This window comes from Paenibacillus sp. XP01 (assembly GCF_057364885.1).
On the sequence record NZ_CP139481.1, the window covers coordinates 2,513,968 to 2,528,808 of the forward strand.

The window sequence follows — 14,841 nt, forward strand, 5'->3', positions numbered from 1 at the left end:
TCTAAACTGGGGCCTATTGGAATTAAGCGAAAACGGGATTGGAGGTGCAAAATTTGATTCATCCTGTATTGCTGCGGGAAGACATGTTAGCGGGATTTCGGGACAATGTGGCTCGTTATGCTTACCATCACGTCGTTCGGGAGGGAACGTTTTATCCGGATTGTGTGAGCCAAAGGTTTACTGTCCCGGAAGCCGGTCAACTGGTTGAACGTTTCGCGAAATGTGATTTTCCAATCATTTGTCATGCTGGCAGCAAGAGTACCGAGAAGTTTTTTGATTATCATATCGCTTTGCGTTATGGAAAAGACAGCAGAGAAGCGTACGTTTACGAAATGATTGTGCGTGAAGATCGGGACGACAATGTTATTCGGGGCCTTCAAATGGCCTATTATTATTTGACGTTGGACCGTTTCGGCCTCGAAAGCATTGTTGTTGCTTGCCCGGCCACGGAGCTTGAGGCCATGAATGATATTCGCGTGGAGGCGGTGCAAGCGAACATCAGCCGATTGACGAAAAATAGTTGAAAAGGAAGAGATGCAATGATCAGACTCGAATATTTTACGACGAACGATATAACCCAATTGATCGAATGGAGCGGAGACGAAGCCTTTTTGCTGCAATGGGCCGGACCGCAGTTTCAATATCCGCTAACGGAAGAGCAGCTGCTGACTTACATGCAGGGCGCCAATGACTTTCAAGAGTCCGACAAGCTGATTTATAAAGTAGTGGACCCCGAAACAGGAGATACCATTGGGCATATTTCGCTCGGGGCCATCGATCGCTATAACCGTTCGGCTCGAATCGGCAAAGTGCTGATCGGCGGATCTTCCGCCAGAGGCAAAGGATTCGGAGTGCAGATGATCACGGAAGCATTACGCATCGGGTTCGACGAGCTGGGACTGCATCGCATCAGCCTTGGCGTATTCGATTTTAATCATAGCGCCATCAAGTGTTATGAGCGGGCAGGCTTCACGAAAGAAGGGCTGATTCGCGATGCAAGAAGGCATAAAAACGAATACTGGAGTCTATGGGAAATGGGTATCCTTGAGCAGGAGTGGAGAGAGCGAAAACGTCCATAAGGTCCATAAGGTCCATAAGGGAGGGGATTTTAAGGATGAAAGATATGAACGAATACAATACGTTTATCGGCGTAGCCGAAGACTGTCCCGTTGCCGCAGCAGAAATTCCGCAGGCCAAAAAAGGCAGCAAAACCGTTCCGGTGCTCCACTACGAAATCATGGCCAATCATCCGTACGAGTATACGCAGATGGACGTTTTGTTCGAAGTCCATGCCCGGCGTAACGGGATTCCTGAAGCAGACCGGCAGGAGGAACGCGAAAGGTTCTTTTCTAAAGGCCAGCCCTGCCTGCGGACCTCTTCATTAGGCAAACGATACGGATGGGGCATACATCATAACGAACAAGGAAAGGTGGCCCTATACGCCATCGAATCAGACGAGTACCAAAGCCTGATTAACGATCCATCCCTTAAGCAGGTCAAGGCTATGCGTTCCCGTCGGGGGTAGTTCACGACCGTGCAATGAAACTCATCCCATCATTCCGTCTGGGAGGCGAATTCATAATAACTTTTATTGGATTTTGGAGGGTAGGGGGCAGATTTTTATACACATGAAGAGGTACAAGCATAACCGGGAGCGAATACTCAGCACTATTATTGTATTTTCAATTGCTTTGCCATTTTTTTTAGCCAACATGTTTTTTGGATTTTTCCCTGCATGGTTTTACACACGTCTATTTGGAATTGCATTTGGAATAGTGTTCACGGTTTCGGGCTTATTTCTCTCACTGAGACAAATAGGTAATAAATTTAAAAGAGTCTGCTGTAGAGTTCTGTTCGTTGTTGTAGGGGTCGTGGTAATTATACTAATGTATCCGGAGGCGTCTGCAGGTGTACTGGACTTGAAGGCATATTATTTGAAGGACTACAAAACAACCACAGGTGTTCCGGATTACATTGGTTCTATGGGCAAAAAGATGAGGCAACAGACCATTGAATTAAATAATATTGAATTGATCAACACAAAGAGCGATAGTTCCTTGCATGACCGGACGAAGGTTTTAGAGATCACATATTTGCCACACAGCAAGTTTGTTATTAACATTAAAGTAGTAGAGTGACATTCTGACAGAATGATAAGTACCTCGTTTTATCTTAACCAATACAAGAGGATAGATTTCGTATATAATGGATGCACACTAGATGTTGAGTCAAATCAACTTACATAAAATCGCGAGGTGCACCTATGGCAACCATTTATGACTTCAGCGTTACCAAAACGAGCGGAGAACGGTTCCCGCTCTATCAATACGAGGGCAAGCCCGTCCTGATCGTCAACACGGCAAGCAAATGCAAATATACGCATCAGTTCGACGATATGCAAAAGCTGTACGACAAGTACAAGGACCAAGGGCTGCAGATCATCGGTTTTCCATGCAACCAATTTGCGGAGCAGGAGCCGGGAACAAGCGAGGAGGCGGCATCCTTCTGCCAGATCAATTATGGCGTCAAATTCCCGATGTTCGCGAAGATCGACGTGAATGGGGAGACGGCACACCCGTTGTACGATTTTCTCAAAAAGGCAGGTCCCTTTGCCGGATTCGACGAATCGGACATCCAGGCGAAGCTGCTGAAGCTGATGGTTGCCGACAAGGCGCCGGAATGGCTGCTTGGCGACGCCATCAAATGGAATTTCACCAAATTCCTGATCGATGCCGAAGGACGCGTCATTAAACGATTCGAGCCTATAGCCACGATGGAAGAGATCGAATCCAGCATTGAACGGGTTTTGCCGTAACCGGATACCGCCACGAAGGAGCTGCGGGAAATTAGCTGTACTTTATTTCGTCGCAGTCTCCAAAAATAGGGCCATGATATGCACCGTTATGCGGATGACGTCTCATGGTCTTTATTTCTGGCAACGGTCCCATCCTTCCAACAGGAGGTGTTCTGCATGCCGCGCATACTGAAAATCGGAGCTTCGCTGCAATACAATTACCGTTCCACCACGGCATATTTGCCGGTCGAAGACGGATTTCACTCGCATCCCCAATACGAGGTATACTACTTCCACGCAGGGGAGTGCACATACATTATCGGAGACCGCGTGTATGTTTTGGCGCCGGGCGATCTGGTGCTCATGCACGGCATGACGCTGCATCGTCCGCATCCAATGCCGGATACGACCTATGAACGGACGACGCTGCATTTCGACCCATCCGTCATTCGCGGCAGCTTGCATCCGGATCGGGCCTTTGAGGTGCTTCAACCTTTTGAGGAACTCGGCAATTGCCGCCTGAACCTGCAAGGCGAAGAACGCACGGAATTTGAAGGGCTGTTGTTTGAATTTCATCGAATGTTGTCCGGTAAGGGCAGCTTCCGACAGGAACGATTGAACATTCGGCTCTGCGATCTGTTGTATTTTGTGGCCGACCTTTGCCGGAGCAGTCTGAAGGAGCACCGTCCTTCTTCGGAAAAGGAAAAGCACGTCCAGCACATCCTGCGTTACATTGACATCCATTACATGGACGATATCGGCCTGGATGATCTGGCGGGCGAATTGCATCTGTCCAAGCCTTATCTGGCAGGACTGTTCAAAGAGATGACGGGCAGCACCGTCTTCAAATACGTGTTCGATCGCCGCATCAATCAGGCAAAGCTGCTTTTTCAGCTTGACCCCGAAATTAGCGTTACGGAGGTAAGTCGTTTATCCGGCTTCAAACGGTTGTCCCATTTCAGCCGGATGTTCAAACAATCGGTGGGCTGCACGCCCGATCTGTACCGCACTCGCATCCAAGGCGGTCAAGATATGGCGTGATTTGCTGATCGGGACAAGGCGGACATCCGAACACGCAACATTAAATCGTAAAAGGAGGGAGCTCCGTGCCAACGGAATCATTGTACACCCGCGCATATCGGATCGGCTCAGCCGATTCGGATTACATGTCGCTCTATCGTCCATCGGCGCTGCTCGAACATATGCAGTTGGCCGCAGACGGGGATCTCTCTTCCATGGGCATCACCGTGTCCGAAATGCTGGCGCAGGGTCTGGGCTGGATGCTGCTGACCACGGATCTGAAGATACTTCGTCCGGCGCGGCTGGAGGAAGAGGTTTCGCTTCAGACTTGGCATAAAGGCAATAAAGGGGTGATGTGGCTGCGGGATTTTGTGTTGTCCGACAACCAGGAAAACGTCATTGCGGAAGCACGCACCACTTGGGCGCTGGTCGATTTGCAGAAACGAAAGCTGCTGCGTCCAACGGCGCTGCCCTTCGAAGTTCGATCGCATCCCGCCCGATCGCTTGGCGACATTCCTGCGAAGGTATCATTGCCGGATACGCTGCAAACATGGAAAGCCGATCGATTTAGGGTTCGATATAGCAGCACGGACAGCAACGGTCATATGAACAATGCCCGTTATGCTGATCTTTGTTGCGATACGCTCACGACGGAAGAGCTGGAAACCGGAATCCGGCATTTGCAAATATCGTACCATCGCGAGGTGCGCATGCATGAACAAGTCGTCGTGGAAAGAAGCGCCGTTGTGGATAACGGCATTTGGGTTCGAGGAATGGCTCCGGAAGATCGCGGTACGATTTTCGAAGCCCGACTGACCTTAAACGAAGCAGACACGAGTCGTTAATACCATTTGCCGGAACCGAGCCATTCGCATATGCGGATGGCTTATTTGCCGTGTTTAGATCGCGGAAAGAAAAGGTAAAGAATGGGTAACACTTTAGAGGAGGCGTTTCGCATGAAGCATGAACCATCGAAATTACGGCAGGAATCCCCGCAGCAGGCTAACCATGATAATCCGGAGCAGTTCCCGACGGAGGAACGACATATGCTGGACCGGTTCGAGGAGGAGCAGACGGTAGACCCAATCCCCCTTGAGGATCTGAACATGGAGCAGCAGGAGGAACAGGACAAGGACGCGACCAAGGCCAATTCGTCTACCGAGGAGAAATACCGCGCGGATTATCGCAAGCGATAATGGTTATAATCCAGAAGGTAATCCATTGAATGCAACTCGATGTAACATTGGATTTGAATCCAAGGTAAAATAATATAGCTTATTGACTAACGTTCGTTACTATATTATAGTTACCAAGAGAGCATAATGAAAATTTTGGGAGGCGAATGGAAAGTGACCACGTTTATTGACGCTTTGAAAAAAAGAAGATCGTTTTATGGCATTAGCAAAGAATCCACCATTTCGGATGCACGAATTCAGGAAATCGTTGAAGAAGCCGTGAAATACACGCCAACTTCGTTCAACTCTCAGACGTCCCGCGCAGTTGTGCTGCTCGGTGAGCAGCATGATAAATTGTGGAACCATACGGAAGAAATTTTGCGCGAAGTAGTCGGCAACGAAGAAGCATTCCAATCGACTGCGGAGAAAATGGCCTCGTTCCGCGCAGGATACGGTACCGTACTGTACTTCGAGGACAACAATGTCATCGCGCAGCTTCAACAAAACTTCGCCTCTTATGCGGACAATTTTCCGATTTGGGCGAACCAGTCCAACGGCATGCTTCAACTGGTGATCTGGACGGCGTTGGAAGAAGAAGGACTCGGCGCCAGCTTGCAGCACTACAACCCGCTGATCGACGAAAAGGTTAAACAAGAATGGAACATTCCGGAGCATTGGAGACTGATCGCGCAAATGCCGTTTGGCAAACCGACAGCTACCCCTGGCGATAAAGAGTTCCAACCGATCGAAGAGCGCGTAAAAGTATACAACTAAGCCACGGATGAAGCCGCTAACGGCTTTGGCGCGGATTTGAATCATTACCAACATTTACACACATACGGCCTCGCTTCAATCTGATACGATGATACAAGATCGTAAACCATTGAAGCGAGGCTTTTGCATGTGAACGAACAACCGATAAAGCAAGTCCGGCGATGGACCCGGACGGCGATAGCCCTGCTGGGCGTATTTTCCATGTCCATATCCACTTTTACGGGTTGGGCACCGAGCGTGCAAGCTGCGGCAGCCAAGACCTTTTTTACGGATACCGCCAACAGCTATGCGAAGGAAGCGATCGATTTGCTCGTAAGCGAAGGCATTGCGACAGGCACATCCAGCACGCGTTTTGAACCGAAAAAAGCGGTCAGCCGCGCGGAGTTTGCCGCATTTGCAGTTCGCTTGCTCGGGTTGGACCCCGTGAGCAACGACATTAACCCTTACAGCGATGTCAGCAAAAGCGCATGGTACTACGGCAGCGTGGCCGCCATGACGAATTTGTCCATATTGGAAGGAAAAGGACAAGGGACTTTTCAGCCCGGTGCTTCCATTACCCGCGAAGAAGCGGCGGCATTGCTGTCCAGAATGCTTAAACGGCAGTCCACGTCCAGCGCTTCGCTGAATGCGCTATACAAGGATGCTGCGAGCATTTCCGATTGGGCGCGGCCCTATGTGCAAAATGTTTATGTGCTGGGATTGATGCAAGGCAGCGACGGCTTGTTCCGTCCGAAGGACAAGGTTACCCGGGAAGAGGCGGCGATGATGCTGTCCGCCGTATTGCAGAAGCCGGTGTGGTACAGCCAATTGAAGGGTACCGTCTCGGAGGGCATTCAATTGGGGTGGCAATATGATTCCACAACGTCCGAATTCAAGCAGCAAGTCGCCCGATCTCCCGTCAACACGCTGGTTCCGCGATGGTTTTTCCTGAATGGCAGCATGCAGCTGACCAATCAGACGGATTCCTCGCTTTTGAATTGGGCAGAGGCAACGGGACGCCAGGTATGGCCGCTGCTCGGCAACCGTTCGAATGCAGCGTTAACCCATCAGATGCTGTCCAGCGCGACCAACCGGAATTTCGTGATTTCCCAAATTACGGCGTACGTGAAACAATACGGTTTGGAAGGCATCAACGTTGATTTTGAAAATGTGCTGCCCGAAGACCGTGCCAACATGACCGTATTTATTACTGCGTTAACCGCTTCGCTGCACGCGGCAGGAGCTGTCGTTTCTGTTGACGTTTCCCCTGACCTGGGCACGGATTGGACAGAAGCTTTTGATTATGCCGCTTTGGGCGAAGTCGCCGATTACATGATCCTGATGGGTTATGAAGAGCATTGGAACGGTTCTCCCACCGCTGGCTCCGTGGCCTCGCTGTCCTGGCTTGAACAAGCATTGGACACGATGCTTTCGCAGATGGATAGCGCCAAAATCATTGTGGCATTGCCGCTCTATACGCGAGACTGGTCACTGCTTACGCCTGCCACGGGTTCATGGGACATCACGCTTGGTGAACAAGGGAGCAGGTCGCGTACCGCAGGCACGACGAAACATTGGGATGACGACGTTTGGCAATATGTGCTCAAATATGTCGCAAACGGCACGTCCAGGGCGATCTGGGCGGAAGAGGCGCGTTCCCTTTCGGTCAAAACCGGCATGATCAGCGAGCGCGGCATTGCGGGTTTGGCGTATTGGTACATGGGCGGGGAAACCGAGGATGTATGGAAGGCCATCTCCAATGCAATTCGTTTCGAATCCTATCGGTTCTAATCCATATTCATTCATAAAAGCGATGAAGCAACCTGAACGAACCTTGAATAATCGGGGCGTTTGGGTTGTTTTCGTTTGGTGTAAAATATATAACAGCGTGCAGAGTGATTGGAGGAGAGAATCATGCGGGATGCGGATTGCATCATCGTGGGTGGCGGCATTGCAGGATTGCAGGCAGCCATACAATTGGGACGGTACAGCGTCCATAAAGTGTTGGTCGTGGATGACGGCCAAGGGCGTTCATCGCGCTGCCGTTCTTATCATAACATCATTGGTTTTCCCGAAGGTGTCTCGGGCGCCGAATTAAGAGCCAAAGGCAGAATGCAGGCGGAACGGACAGGCGTTCTTTTCGAACAGGACCGCATTGTCCGCGCCGAACGGCGAGGGGAACGGATATGGCTTGCAGGTTCTGCGGGACGCCAATACACGGCCTCTGCCGTGCTGCTTGCCACAGGCCTTTCGGACCGGATACCCGACATTTCCGGAATCACGGCCACGCTGGGCAAGTCGGTGTATGTCTGCCCGGACTGCGACGGATACGAAATACAGAACCGCCGAACGATTCTGATGGGATCCGGGGAGCCCGGGGCGAGCATGGCGTTGACGCTCATTGAGCGTACGCGTGAGCTGATGTATATTAACCATGAACAGATGCCGATCTCCGCTGAATTGCATCGGAGCATGAAGCAGGCTGGCGTTCGATACCTGGAGGCTGCGATAAAGGAGGTTCGGCATGCGGGAGATGGATGGATTCAAGGCGTGGTGACGGAGGACGGGCAGCATTTTGACGCAGAGCGCGGTTTTGTCGCCTTCGGCGGCAATCAGGTTCACTCCGGTCTGGCCCGCCAATTGGGTGCGAAAATCGCGGACAACGATCATGTCCATGCTGACCCGAGGAGCATGCAAGCTGCGCCGCAGGTGTGGATTGCAGGGGACCTCGGCATCCATGCGGAACAGGCTACCGTTGCGATGGGCGAAGGCGCCATTGCAGCCATCTGGATTCACAAAGCGTTGAAGCAGCTGCGGCAGCAGGAGCAGCAGGAGCTCCAGTCGAAAATGGCGGATGTCCCGGCACGCGCAAAATTCGATTGACAAGCGGCGAGGGTTTCCGGGTACAGCGTTCGTGACATTGAACATTAAAAAGGATGGGTGCGAAACCCATCCTTTTTTACGATTTGTTAGACACGCAGCAGTTACAAAGAATGAAATTACGGTATTTGTCCGGCTGCGATATATTTATCTTTTGTAGCGTTCCATGTGTATGTGGCTGCCGCCAAATTCCATCCGCCCTCGGGCAGGTACTTTTTCCAGGATTGCTTGATCTTCCCGTCTTTTTGGATAGCAACCCCTTGATCTCCCATCACAGAGAGCTTTTTCTGCAAGGTGCCATTTTTATATTTATAGGCGTACAGTTGCGTGTTAGACGGAAAGTAACCAAATGTAACGGCTACATGTTTTTCTTTTTTAGAAGCTTGATAGATATGTATACTCGGGGATTCAAATTCTTCGTCACCAACAATACCGGTATCGATTAGCACGACCGTTCCCTTGGCGTTGACGAGATAAAAGTTGCCGGATGCCGTCAGCATAAAATGCTCTTTTTTATTGTCCCCGTTCAAATCTGCGGATTTTAACAGGGTCACTGTTTCACTAGGATATTTCTTTTTCAGTAACGCTTTTGGATCCGTGGCCGCTTCTGCATTCAATGGTGCGAGTGTCAGCCATGCAACGAGGATGGTACAACATAGAACGATCATTTTTCTCAAGATACTCTTCCTTCCTGTTTATCATCTTCGAACATTCTATCAGAACGATGGCGTTTTATCCATTTCCATTGTAAATGTCCAACCGATCGTCATGAAAAAATTCAAAAGCCAAAAAGCCCTCCCCCATGCGGGAGAAAGGCGATATTGTGGAATTTTATACATTTCATCTTAATTATACTTATTGTTTTTCTTTGGAATGGCCTTTTTTACGGTTTGCTCCCGAGATGTTGTCCATAATCTCTCCAACCGCATCCTCGATCATATCCGTAGGTCCCGGATTGTAGTCGTCAGGGTCGGACATCTCGTTGACATTAGGCTTCAGCTCCCATTCGTGCTTGTTATGCTCTTTTTCATGGTTGCTCACTATGCATCCCCTCCTCATTTTGGTTAATCTGGGTATTCCTTAACATCTCCAGCCGTTGTAATCTATATGTATAAACATTAACCATGGTTGTTGCTTTGAAACGTTGGGAAAAGGGAGGAGGGGACGGCCTGAAGAAAACGATCGCCCTTTTGCTGCTCATATTCCTGTGCGTTTGGACCTATTGGCGGACAGATGGCGATGATCAAAATCCGTTTCTCATTACGGACTATAGCCGCCTGCATCCTGTCAAAGTGGAACGTGTTGTGTCAGGACGGGAGGAGCAGCAGTTGATCCAACTCGTTCGCGAAGCGAAGGAACGGAATTTGAAGATATCCATTGCAGGGCAGCGTCATAGCCAAGGAGGGCACACCTATTACGAGGACGGCATCGTCATTGACATGTCCGCATACAATAAAGTGTTGGAGGTTGATCCCGAGGCCCGCACCATTCGCGTTCAAGCCGGAGCATCCTGGGCGGACGTTCAGCATGCCATTCATCCATATGGCCTTTCGGTCAAGAACATGCAGTCGCAAAACATTTTCACCGTCGGTGGCTCAATCAGCGTGAATGCGCATGGGCGCGATCTCCGTAACGGGTCGTTGATTCAGAGCGTGCAATCTTTTCGGCTGCTTACGGCGGATGGCCGGGTCAGGGATGTCAGCCGAGCCAATAACGCCGAGTTGTTTCCGCTGGCGCTGGGAGGGTACGGTTTGTTTGGCCTGATCCTCGATGTGACCTTAAGCCTGACTGATGATGAGGTTCTACAATTGACGACGGACCGTTTGCAGGCCGAAGAATACCCCGATTATTTCCGTCGCCAAGTGCTGGGGGACGAGCGTGTACGTTTGCATTTGGCCAGATTGTCGGTGCAGCCAGGTGAAGGATATTTCAGGGAGATGTATGCTCTCAATTACGTTACCGATCCTGAAGCGGACTTGAACGATTATCGTCGCCTTGAAGGCCGCGAGCAGGGAGTGCTTCCTGCCAAAATTCTGTTTAACCTGAATCGCGAATTTGCATGGGGACGGGCCTGGTTCTGGCCGCTGCAGCAGCGGTATTTCGAAGCGCAGGAAGGCAAGCGGTTAAGCCGAAACAATGCGATGGCTTCCGAATCGGCGTTTATGGAATATCATCAGCCAGGGGAGAATGATCTGCTGCAGGAATATTTCATCCCCGTGGATGCCTTTCCGGCATTTGTGCGGGAGATGGGGGAGATCGTTGCAGGAGAAAACCTGGATTTGCTGAACGTCACGGTACGTTACGTTGGAAAAGATGACGAAGCTGTGCTGTCCTACGCGACCGAAGACATGTTCGGACTCGTATGCCTTTTCCATGCCTCGCTTTCAAAAGAGGAGCAGGACCGCTTTCAATCAGGGCTTCGGAAAATCATTGATGCGGCAATCCGGCATGATGGCACATATTATTTGCCTTATTATGCTTACCCGTCATCATCCCAATTTAGGCGAGCCTATACGCGGAGCGGCGAATTTTTTGCGGCCAAGGACCGATATGATCCGCAGCATGTGTTTATGAATTATTTTATGGAACAGTACGGAGGAGAACACCAATGAACAATATCAGATGGCTGGTCCGTTCGCAGAGCATCGTCACGCTGGCGTCCGGCATGATCTATCCCTATTATCTCCTCTTTCTCAAAAATCTCGGCAACAGCTACTCCAAGTACGGATTGGCTTTTGCCGTGTTTACGATCAGTTCGGCTGCCGCTTCGCAGTGGCTCGCTCCGCGAATGGATCGACAGGCCAGGCAGATGCTGGCGGTCAGTGCCTTCGGCATGGCCGCAGCGATGCTTGCATTTCCTTGGGTAGGCTCGTATATTTGGGTATTGTTGCTTCAGATGTTGATGGGGCTGTGCAATGCCATGCAGCGCATGAGCGAGCGGGTACTGCTCGCGGACTACACGGAACCGGGTCGACGGGGGCACGCTGTAGGACATTATCACTTTTGGACCGCGGCCGCTTCGGGATTTGCCGTTATTCTGGGAGGTATGCTCATTGATTGGCTGACGATTGATGTTTTGTTTTATCTGAGCGCTCTTTTGTATGTGATGTCCGGCATAGCGGTATGGCGCGCAAGCCAACCATCCGTGTAAATAAATGGGCAAAATTCGAAATCGCCTGATCGAACCAAAGCTTTCTGATTAATCTTCGCCAAGACGTTTATATTAACGGTATGGGCAAGACCAAATCCGACAAGCTTAGGAGGAATCAACCATGATGAATGAAGACAATCATGTTATTCGCAAAGACGGCCAGGTGGAACTGGGACAAGTAGAGGATGCCGTAAACCGGATTGCTCCGGAACAACGCGAGCAGATTCTGCACAATTTCGAAACTTTCAAGGAGTATCTTGCTAAACGCATTGCCGTAGGCGAAGCGATTGGCCTCGGGGAAGAACAGATGGCTCGCATCGCGGAGAAGGTTGCCGATTATCTTGCGGCCAACGAGGAACCGCGCAATAGCGAAGAGAAGCTCCTTCAGGAGCTTTGGAGCGTAGGCCGCGAAGAGGAACAGCATATGCTTGCACACATGCTGGTTCGTCTGGCCCAACGGGCACATTGACACATTAATCATTAATCGGGAGATTTCTCAAGGAACCCTTGGATTGAATCAAGCACGCCCGGGGTTCCTTGTTCATGGAAGCCGGATTGTAACCATTTTTCAACTTATATGATACTTTTGATCTTTATAACTGAAGTATGATGTAGGAAGTAAAGTGATTAAGGGGAGATGCTGCTATGAAGAACGCGGCAAAACAATGGAAATTTCGGTGGATTGGCGCAGGCGTTGCTTTGCTGGGCATCATGGTGATTGCTGCATATTTATGGACTCCGGCCAAAGCGGAGGGAATCACGGCAACATCGCTTTCCACCGCAAAGGAAACGTTGGCAACCAATTCGGAGACGTACACCGCTTACGTCGATGGCATACAACAGGAGAACGGCAAGCTGTTCCTGATCGTAGACAAAATCGGCTGGTATCAAGGCGAAGAGGCTGACACTATATTCGAGCAGCGCAACCCCGATTCGGGATTGGATGGAGCCCCGGATGGTTATTATATTGTGAATGACAGCAAAGAACAGGAAAAGGTTGAAGTTCAAGCAGATGCCGAAGTGCTGATGCAGCTGTATGACCGGGACGGTACATATGCCGGAGCCGACATTCAGTGGAACGAACCTGTGACTTTGAATAAATTCGAATCGTTGTATGACAACAAAACCATCGTGGATCTGTCCGTGTTTCCGTATCATCTGACGGTGAAGGATGGACAAGTGGTCAAAATCGTGCAGCAATATATTCCATAATATACATGAAGCCTAAAGCTTTTCAAAGAAAAGACCTCCGTTTTCTGAACGGAGTTTTTTTTGTCCATTTTTCACGGAAGACGGTATGAGAAAAATCATAGAAACATTGTAATTGTCAGGAACAGCATGTATCATTATTGGAATGGTGTTTGTATTCCGTTCAGGAGGCTGCTTATTCATGCTTAAAGACATGATTGCACTAACGAAGCCCCGATTGCTGCGGCTGAATGTGTTTGCTGTGGTGGTCGGTTATTGGGTTGCTTCAAAGTGGGATATCGACTGGTTATCCCTGCTGATGGTGATTATTGGCTCTACCCTGGTCATTGCCTCGGCATGCGTCATCAACAACTATTGGGACCGTGAATTGGATCAGAAAATGGAACGGACGAAAAAGCGGATCGAGTACATCAATCATCTAAATCCCGGATTTGTGTTGGGTTACGGCCTCGTGCTGGGGCTGGTCGGCTTTGCCGTATTGTATGTGCTCGTGCATCCGTTGTCGGCTTGGCTTGCTCTCGGAGGATGGTTTGCGTATATTGTCGTGTACACGATCTGGCTTAAACGCAGCTCCACATGGAGCACCTCGCTCGGCGGAATCGCGGGCGCGATGCCGCCTGTCATCGGTTATTGCACAGTGACCGAACAGGTGGATGCCGGCGCCTGGCTGCTGTTTGCGCTTCTGTTCCTGTGGCAGCCGCCACATTTCTGGTCGCTTGGCATCCGCAGAGTTGAGGAGTATCGCGCAGCCGGATTCCCGCTTTTGCCTGTAGTGAAAGGCATCAAACGGACCAAAATTCAGATGATTCCTTACGTGCTGCTTTTGCTGCCTGCAGTTATTCTGCTTTATCATTACGATTACGTTGGAATCGTTTTTCTCATCGTGTCGACGGTGGGGGGATTGATTTGGTTGGTACATACGCTCTCCGGGTTACGCTCCCAGGATGATGAGAAATGGGCGAAAACGAATTTCCTCATTTCCGTTAATTACCTGATGCTGGTATTTATCGTTATGGTAGCGAATACAACTTGGGCTTAACATGCGGGGGAACGATGGCAGTTACGACTGCGACGCTGCCTTCGTCCTGCGAGACCACAGAATGATCGAACATCCCGCAACAAGGAAGAGGGTGGATTTCAGCCCGTGTCCTTGCTCACGGCGGGGTGTTTTTGGTTTGTTCAAGAAGCAGAACCAATCTGAAGAAGCAAAGCGGTCGCTTAAAAGCTTTCAGAAAGAAACCTGAAGCGGAAGCATAGGCGGGTCACCGGATTAATATAAAATGCACCAGATTTTTTTCATGGTAATGACCTGATAAGGAATTTTTTGTATAATTAAAGAGATCGACGTGGAAAGGGTTGTGTCAGAATGGCGACATTAGAGCAGGCTATTTTGTTAAGAGAGCAGGGGGAGGCGGAAGACGCCATTAAATCCATGCAGCAGATTGCGCTGCGCGAACCCGACAATGCGCAGGTATGGTATCAATTGGCTTGGGCGCATGATTCACTTGGTTTGGAGCGGGAAGCCGTTCCTTATTATGAGAAAGCGTTGAACCTTGGCCTTGTCGGAGAAGACCGTGCCGGAGCCATGCTTGGCCTTGGCAGCACCTATCGCACGCTGGGTCAGTATGAGGAAGCAAAAGCGTGGCTGGGGCGGGGGATCGATGAATTCCCGGAACGTGGCGAGTTCGAGGTATTTTACGCGATGGTGCTGCATAATCTTGGCGAACATGCCGAAGCGATGAAGCGGCTGCTGCTCATACTGGCCGACACTTCAAGCAACGCAGGCATTCAAGCGTATAACAGAGCCATTCGCTTTTACTCGGAGCAACTGGATCGGGTGTGGGAATAGCAAGTCCATT

The 14,841-nt window shown here is 50.2% G+C and carries 19 protein-coding genes; 17 read left to right on the forward strand and 2 right to left on the reverse strand.

Going from position 1 to position 14,841, the window contains the following annotated elements; translation table 11 throughout:
* Positions 1 to 53: 53 nt before the first annotated feature.
* The 11 genes from SNR34_RS11750 (at position 54) to SNR34_RS11800 (ending at position 8,625) form a co-directional block, all read left to right on the forward strand.
* Positions 54 to 524 carry a hypothetical protein gene (locus tag SNR34_RS11750; RefSeq protein WP_486181941.1) on the forward strand — a complete coding sequence of 157 codons (471 nt, stop codon included), beginning with the start codon at positions 54 to 56 and terminating at the stop codon, positions 522 to 524.
* 15 nt (positions 525 to 539) lie between these two features.
* Positions 540 to 1,079, forward strand: a complete 540-nt coding sequence (locus SNR34_RS11755) for a GNAT family N-acetyltransferase (protein ID WP_486181942.1) — start codon at positions 540 to 542, stop codon at positions 1,077 to 1,079.
* A 35-nt stretch (positions 1,080 to 1,114) separates the two neighbouring features.
* Positions 1,115 to 1,525, forward strand: coding sequence for a DUF6157 family protein (locus SNR34_RS11760; protein WP_343259448.1), 411 nt, complete (start codon positions 1,115 to 1,117; stop codon positions 1,523 to 1,525).
* 103 nt (positions 1,526 to 1,628) lie between these two features.
* On the forward strand, positions 1,629 to 2,138 hold the full coding sequence (locus SNR34_RS11765) for a hypothetical protein (protein ID WP_339277654.1): 510 nt from the start codon (positions 1,629 to 1,631) through the stop codon (positions 2,136 to 2,138).
* A gap of 125 nt (positions 2,139 to 2,263) precedes the next feature.
* The gene (locus SNR34_RS11770; protein ID WP_486181943.1) at positions 2,264 to 2,815 is read left to right on the forward strand and encodes a glutathione peroxidase; all 552 of its coding nucleotides are present in this window, start codon (positions 2,264 to 2,266) and stop codon (positions 2,813 to 2,815) included.
* A 156-nt stretch (positions 2,816 to 2,971) separates the two neighbouring features.
* Positions 2,972 to 3,835, forward strand: a complete 864-nt coding sequence (locus tag SNR34_RS11775) for an AraC family transcriptional regulator (RefSeq protein WP_236417337.1) — start codon at positions 2,972 to 2,974, stop codon at positions 3,833 to 3,835.
* A gap of 65 nt (positions 3,836 to 3,900) precedes the next feature.
* Positions 3,901 to 4,659: an acyl-[acyl-carrier-protein] thioesterase gene (locus SNR34_RS11780; protein ID WP_486181944.1), complete on the forward strand. Its 759-nt coding sequence runs from the start codon at positions 3,901 to 3,903 to the stop codon at positions 4,657 to 4,659.
* A gap of 111 nt (positions 4,660 to 4,770) precedes the next feature.
* Positions 4,771 to 5,010, forward strand: a complete 240-nt coding sequence (locus SNR34_RS11785) for a hypothetical protein (RefSeq protein WP_236417341.1) — start codon at positions 4,771 to 4,773, stop codon at positions 5,008 to 5,010.
* 126 nt (positions 5,011 to 5,136) lie between these two features.
* On the forward strand, positions 5,137 to 5,763 hold the full coding sequence (locus tag SNR34_RS11790; RefSeq protein WP_236417343.1) for a nitroreductase family protein: 627 nt from the start codon (positions 5,137 to 5,139) through the stop codon (positions 5,761 to 5,763).
* A 129-nt stretch (positions 5,764 to 5,892) separates the two neighbouring features.
* Positions 5,893 to 7,533 (forward strand): S-layer homology domain-containing protein, encoded by a 1,641-nt coding sequence (locus SNR34_RS11795; RefSeq protein ID WP_486181945.1) that lies wholly within the window; start codon positions 5,893 to 5,895, stop codon positions 7,531 to 7,533.
* 123 nt (positions 7,534 to 7,656) lie between these two features.
* Positions 7,657 to 8,625, forward strand: a complete 969-nt coding sequence (locus SNR34_RS11800) for an NAD(P)/FAD-dependent oxidoreductase (RefSeq protein ID WP_236417345.1) — start codon at positions 7,657 to 7,659, stop codon at positions 8,623 to 8,625.
* A 116-nt stretch (positions 8,626 to 8,741) separates the two neighbouring features.
* Here SNR34_RS11800 and SNR34_RS11805 read toward each other — a convergent pair whose 3' ends face one another.
* Both SNR34_RS11805 and SNR34_RS11810 read right to left on the reverse strand, forming a co-directional pair.
* Positions 8,742 to 9,299, reverse strand: coding sequence for a hypothetical protein (locus tag SNR34_RS11805; RefSeq protein WP_339277664.1), 558 nt, complete (start codon positions 9,297 to 9,299; stop codon positions 8,742 to 8,744).
* 178 nt (positions 9,300 to 9,477) lie between these two features.
* The gene (locus SNR34_RS11810; RefSeq protein ID WP_236417347.1) at positions 9,478 to 9,663 is read right to left on the reverse strand and encodes a hypothetical protein; all 186 of its coding nucleotides are present in this window, start codon (positions 9,661 to 9,663) and stop codon (positions 9,478 to 9,480) included.
* A gap of 95 nt (positions 9,664 to 9,758) precedes the next feature.
* Between SNR34_RS11810 and SNR34_RS11815 the strand changes: the two genes are divergently transcribed.
* From SNR34_RS11815 to SNR34_RS11840, 6 genes are all read left to right on the forward strand, one after another.
* Entirely contained in the window at positions 9,759 to 11,234 is a 1,476-nt protein-coding gene (locus SNR34_RS11815) for an FAD-binding oxidoreductase (protein ID WP_486181946.1), read from the forward strand.
* Positions 11,231 to 11,773: an MFS transporter gene (locus tag SNR34_RS11820; RefSeq protein WP_236417349.1), complete on the forward strand. Its 543-nt coding sequence runs from the start codon at positions 11,231 to 11,233 to the stop codon at positions 11,771 to 11,773. Before SNR34_RS11815 ends, SNR34_RS11820 begins: the two co-directional genes overlap by 4 nt.
* 124 nt (positions 11,774 to 11,897) lie before the next feature.
* A complete protein-coding gene (locus SNR34_RS11825; RefSeq protein WP_236417433.1) occupies positions 11,898 to 12,242 on the forward strand; it encodes a DUF3243 domain-containing protein in 345 nt (114 codons plus the stop codon).
* Positions 12,243 to 12,418: 176 nt separating this feature from the next.
* A complete protein-coding gene (locus SNR34_RS11830) occupies positions 12,419 to 12,985 on the forward strand; it encodes a hypothetical protein (protein ID WP_343259440.1) in 567 nt (188 codons plus the stop codon).
* 178 nt (positions 12,986 to 13,163) lie between these two features.
* Entirely contained in the window at positions 13,164 to 14,021 is an 858-nt protein-coding gene (cyoE, locus tag SNR34_RS11835) for a heme o synthase (protein WP_486181947.1), read from the forward strand.
* A 327-nt stretch (positions 14,022 to 14,348) separates the two neighbouring features.
* Positions 14,349 to 14,831 (forward strand): tetratricopeptide repeat protein, encoded by a 483-nt coding sequence (locus SNR34_RS11840; RefSeq protein ID WP_486181948.1) that lies wholly within the window; start codon positions 14,349 to 14,351, stop codon positions 14,829 to 14,831.
* Positions 14,832 to 14,841: the final 10 nt, after the last annotated feature.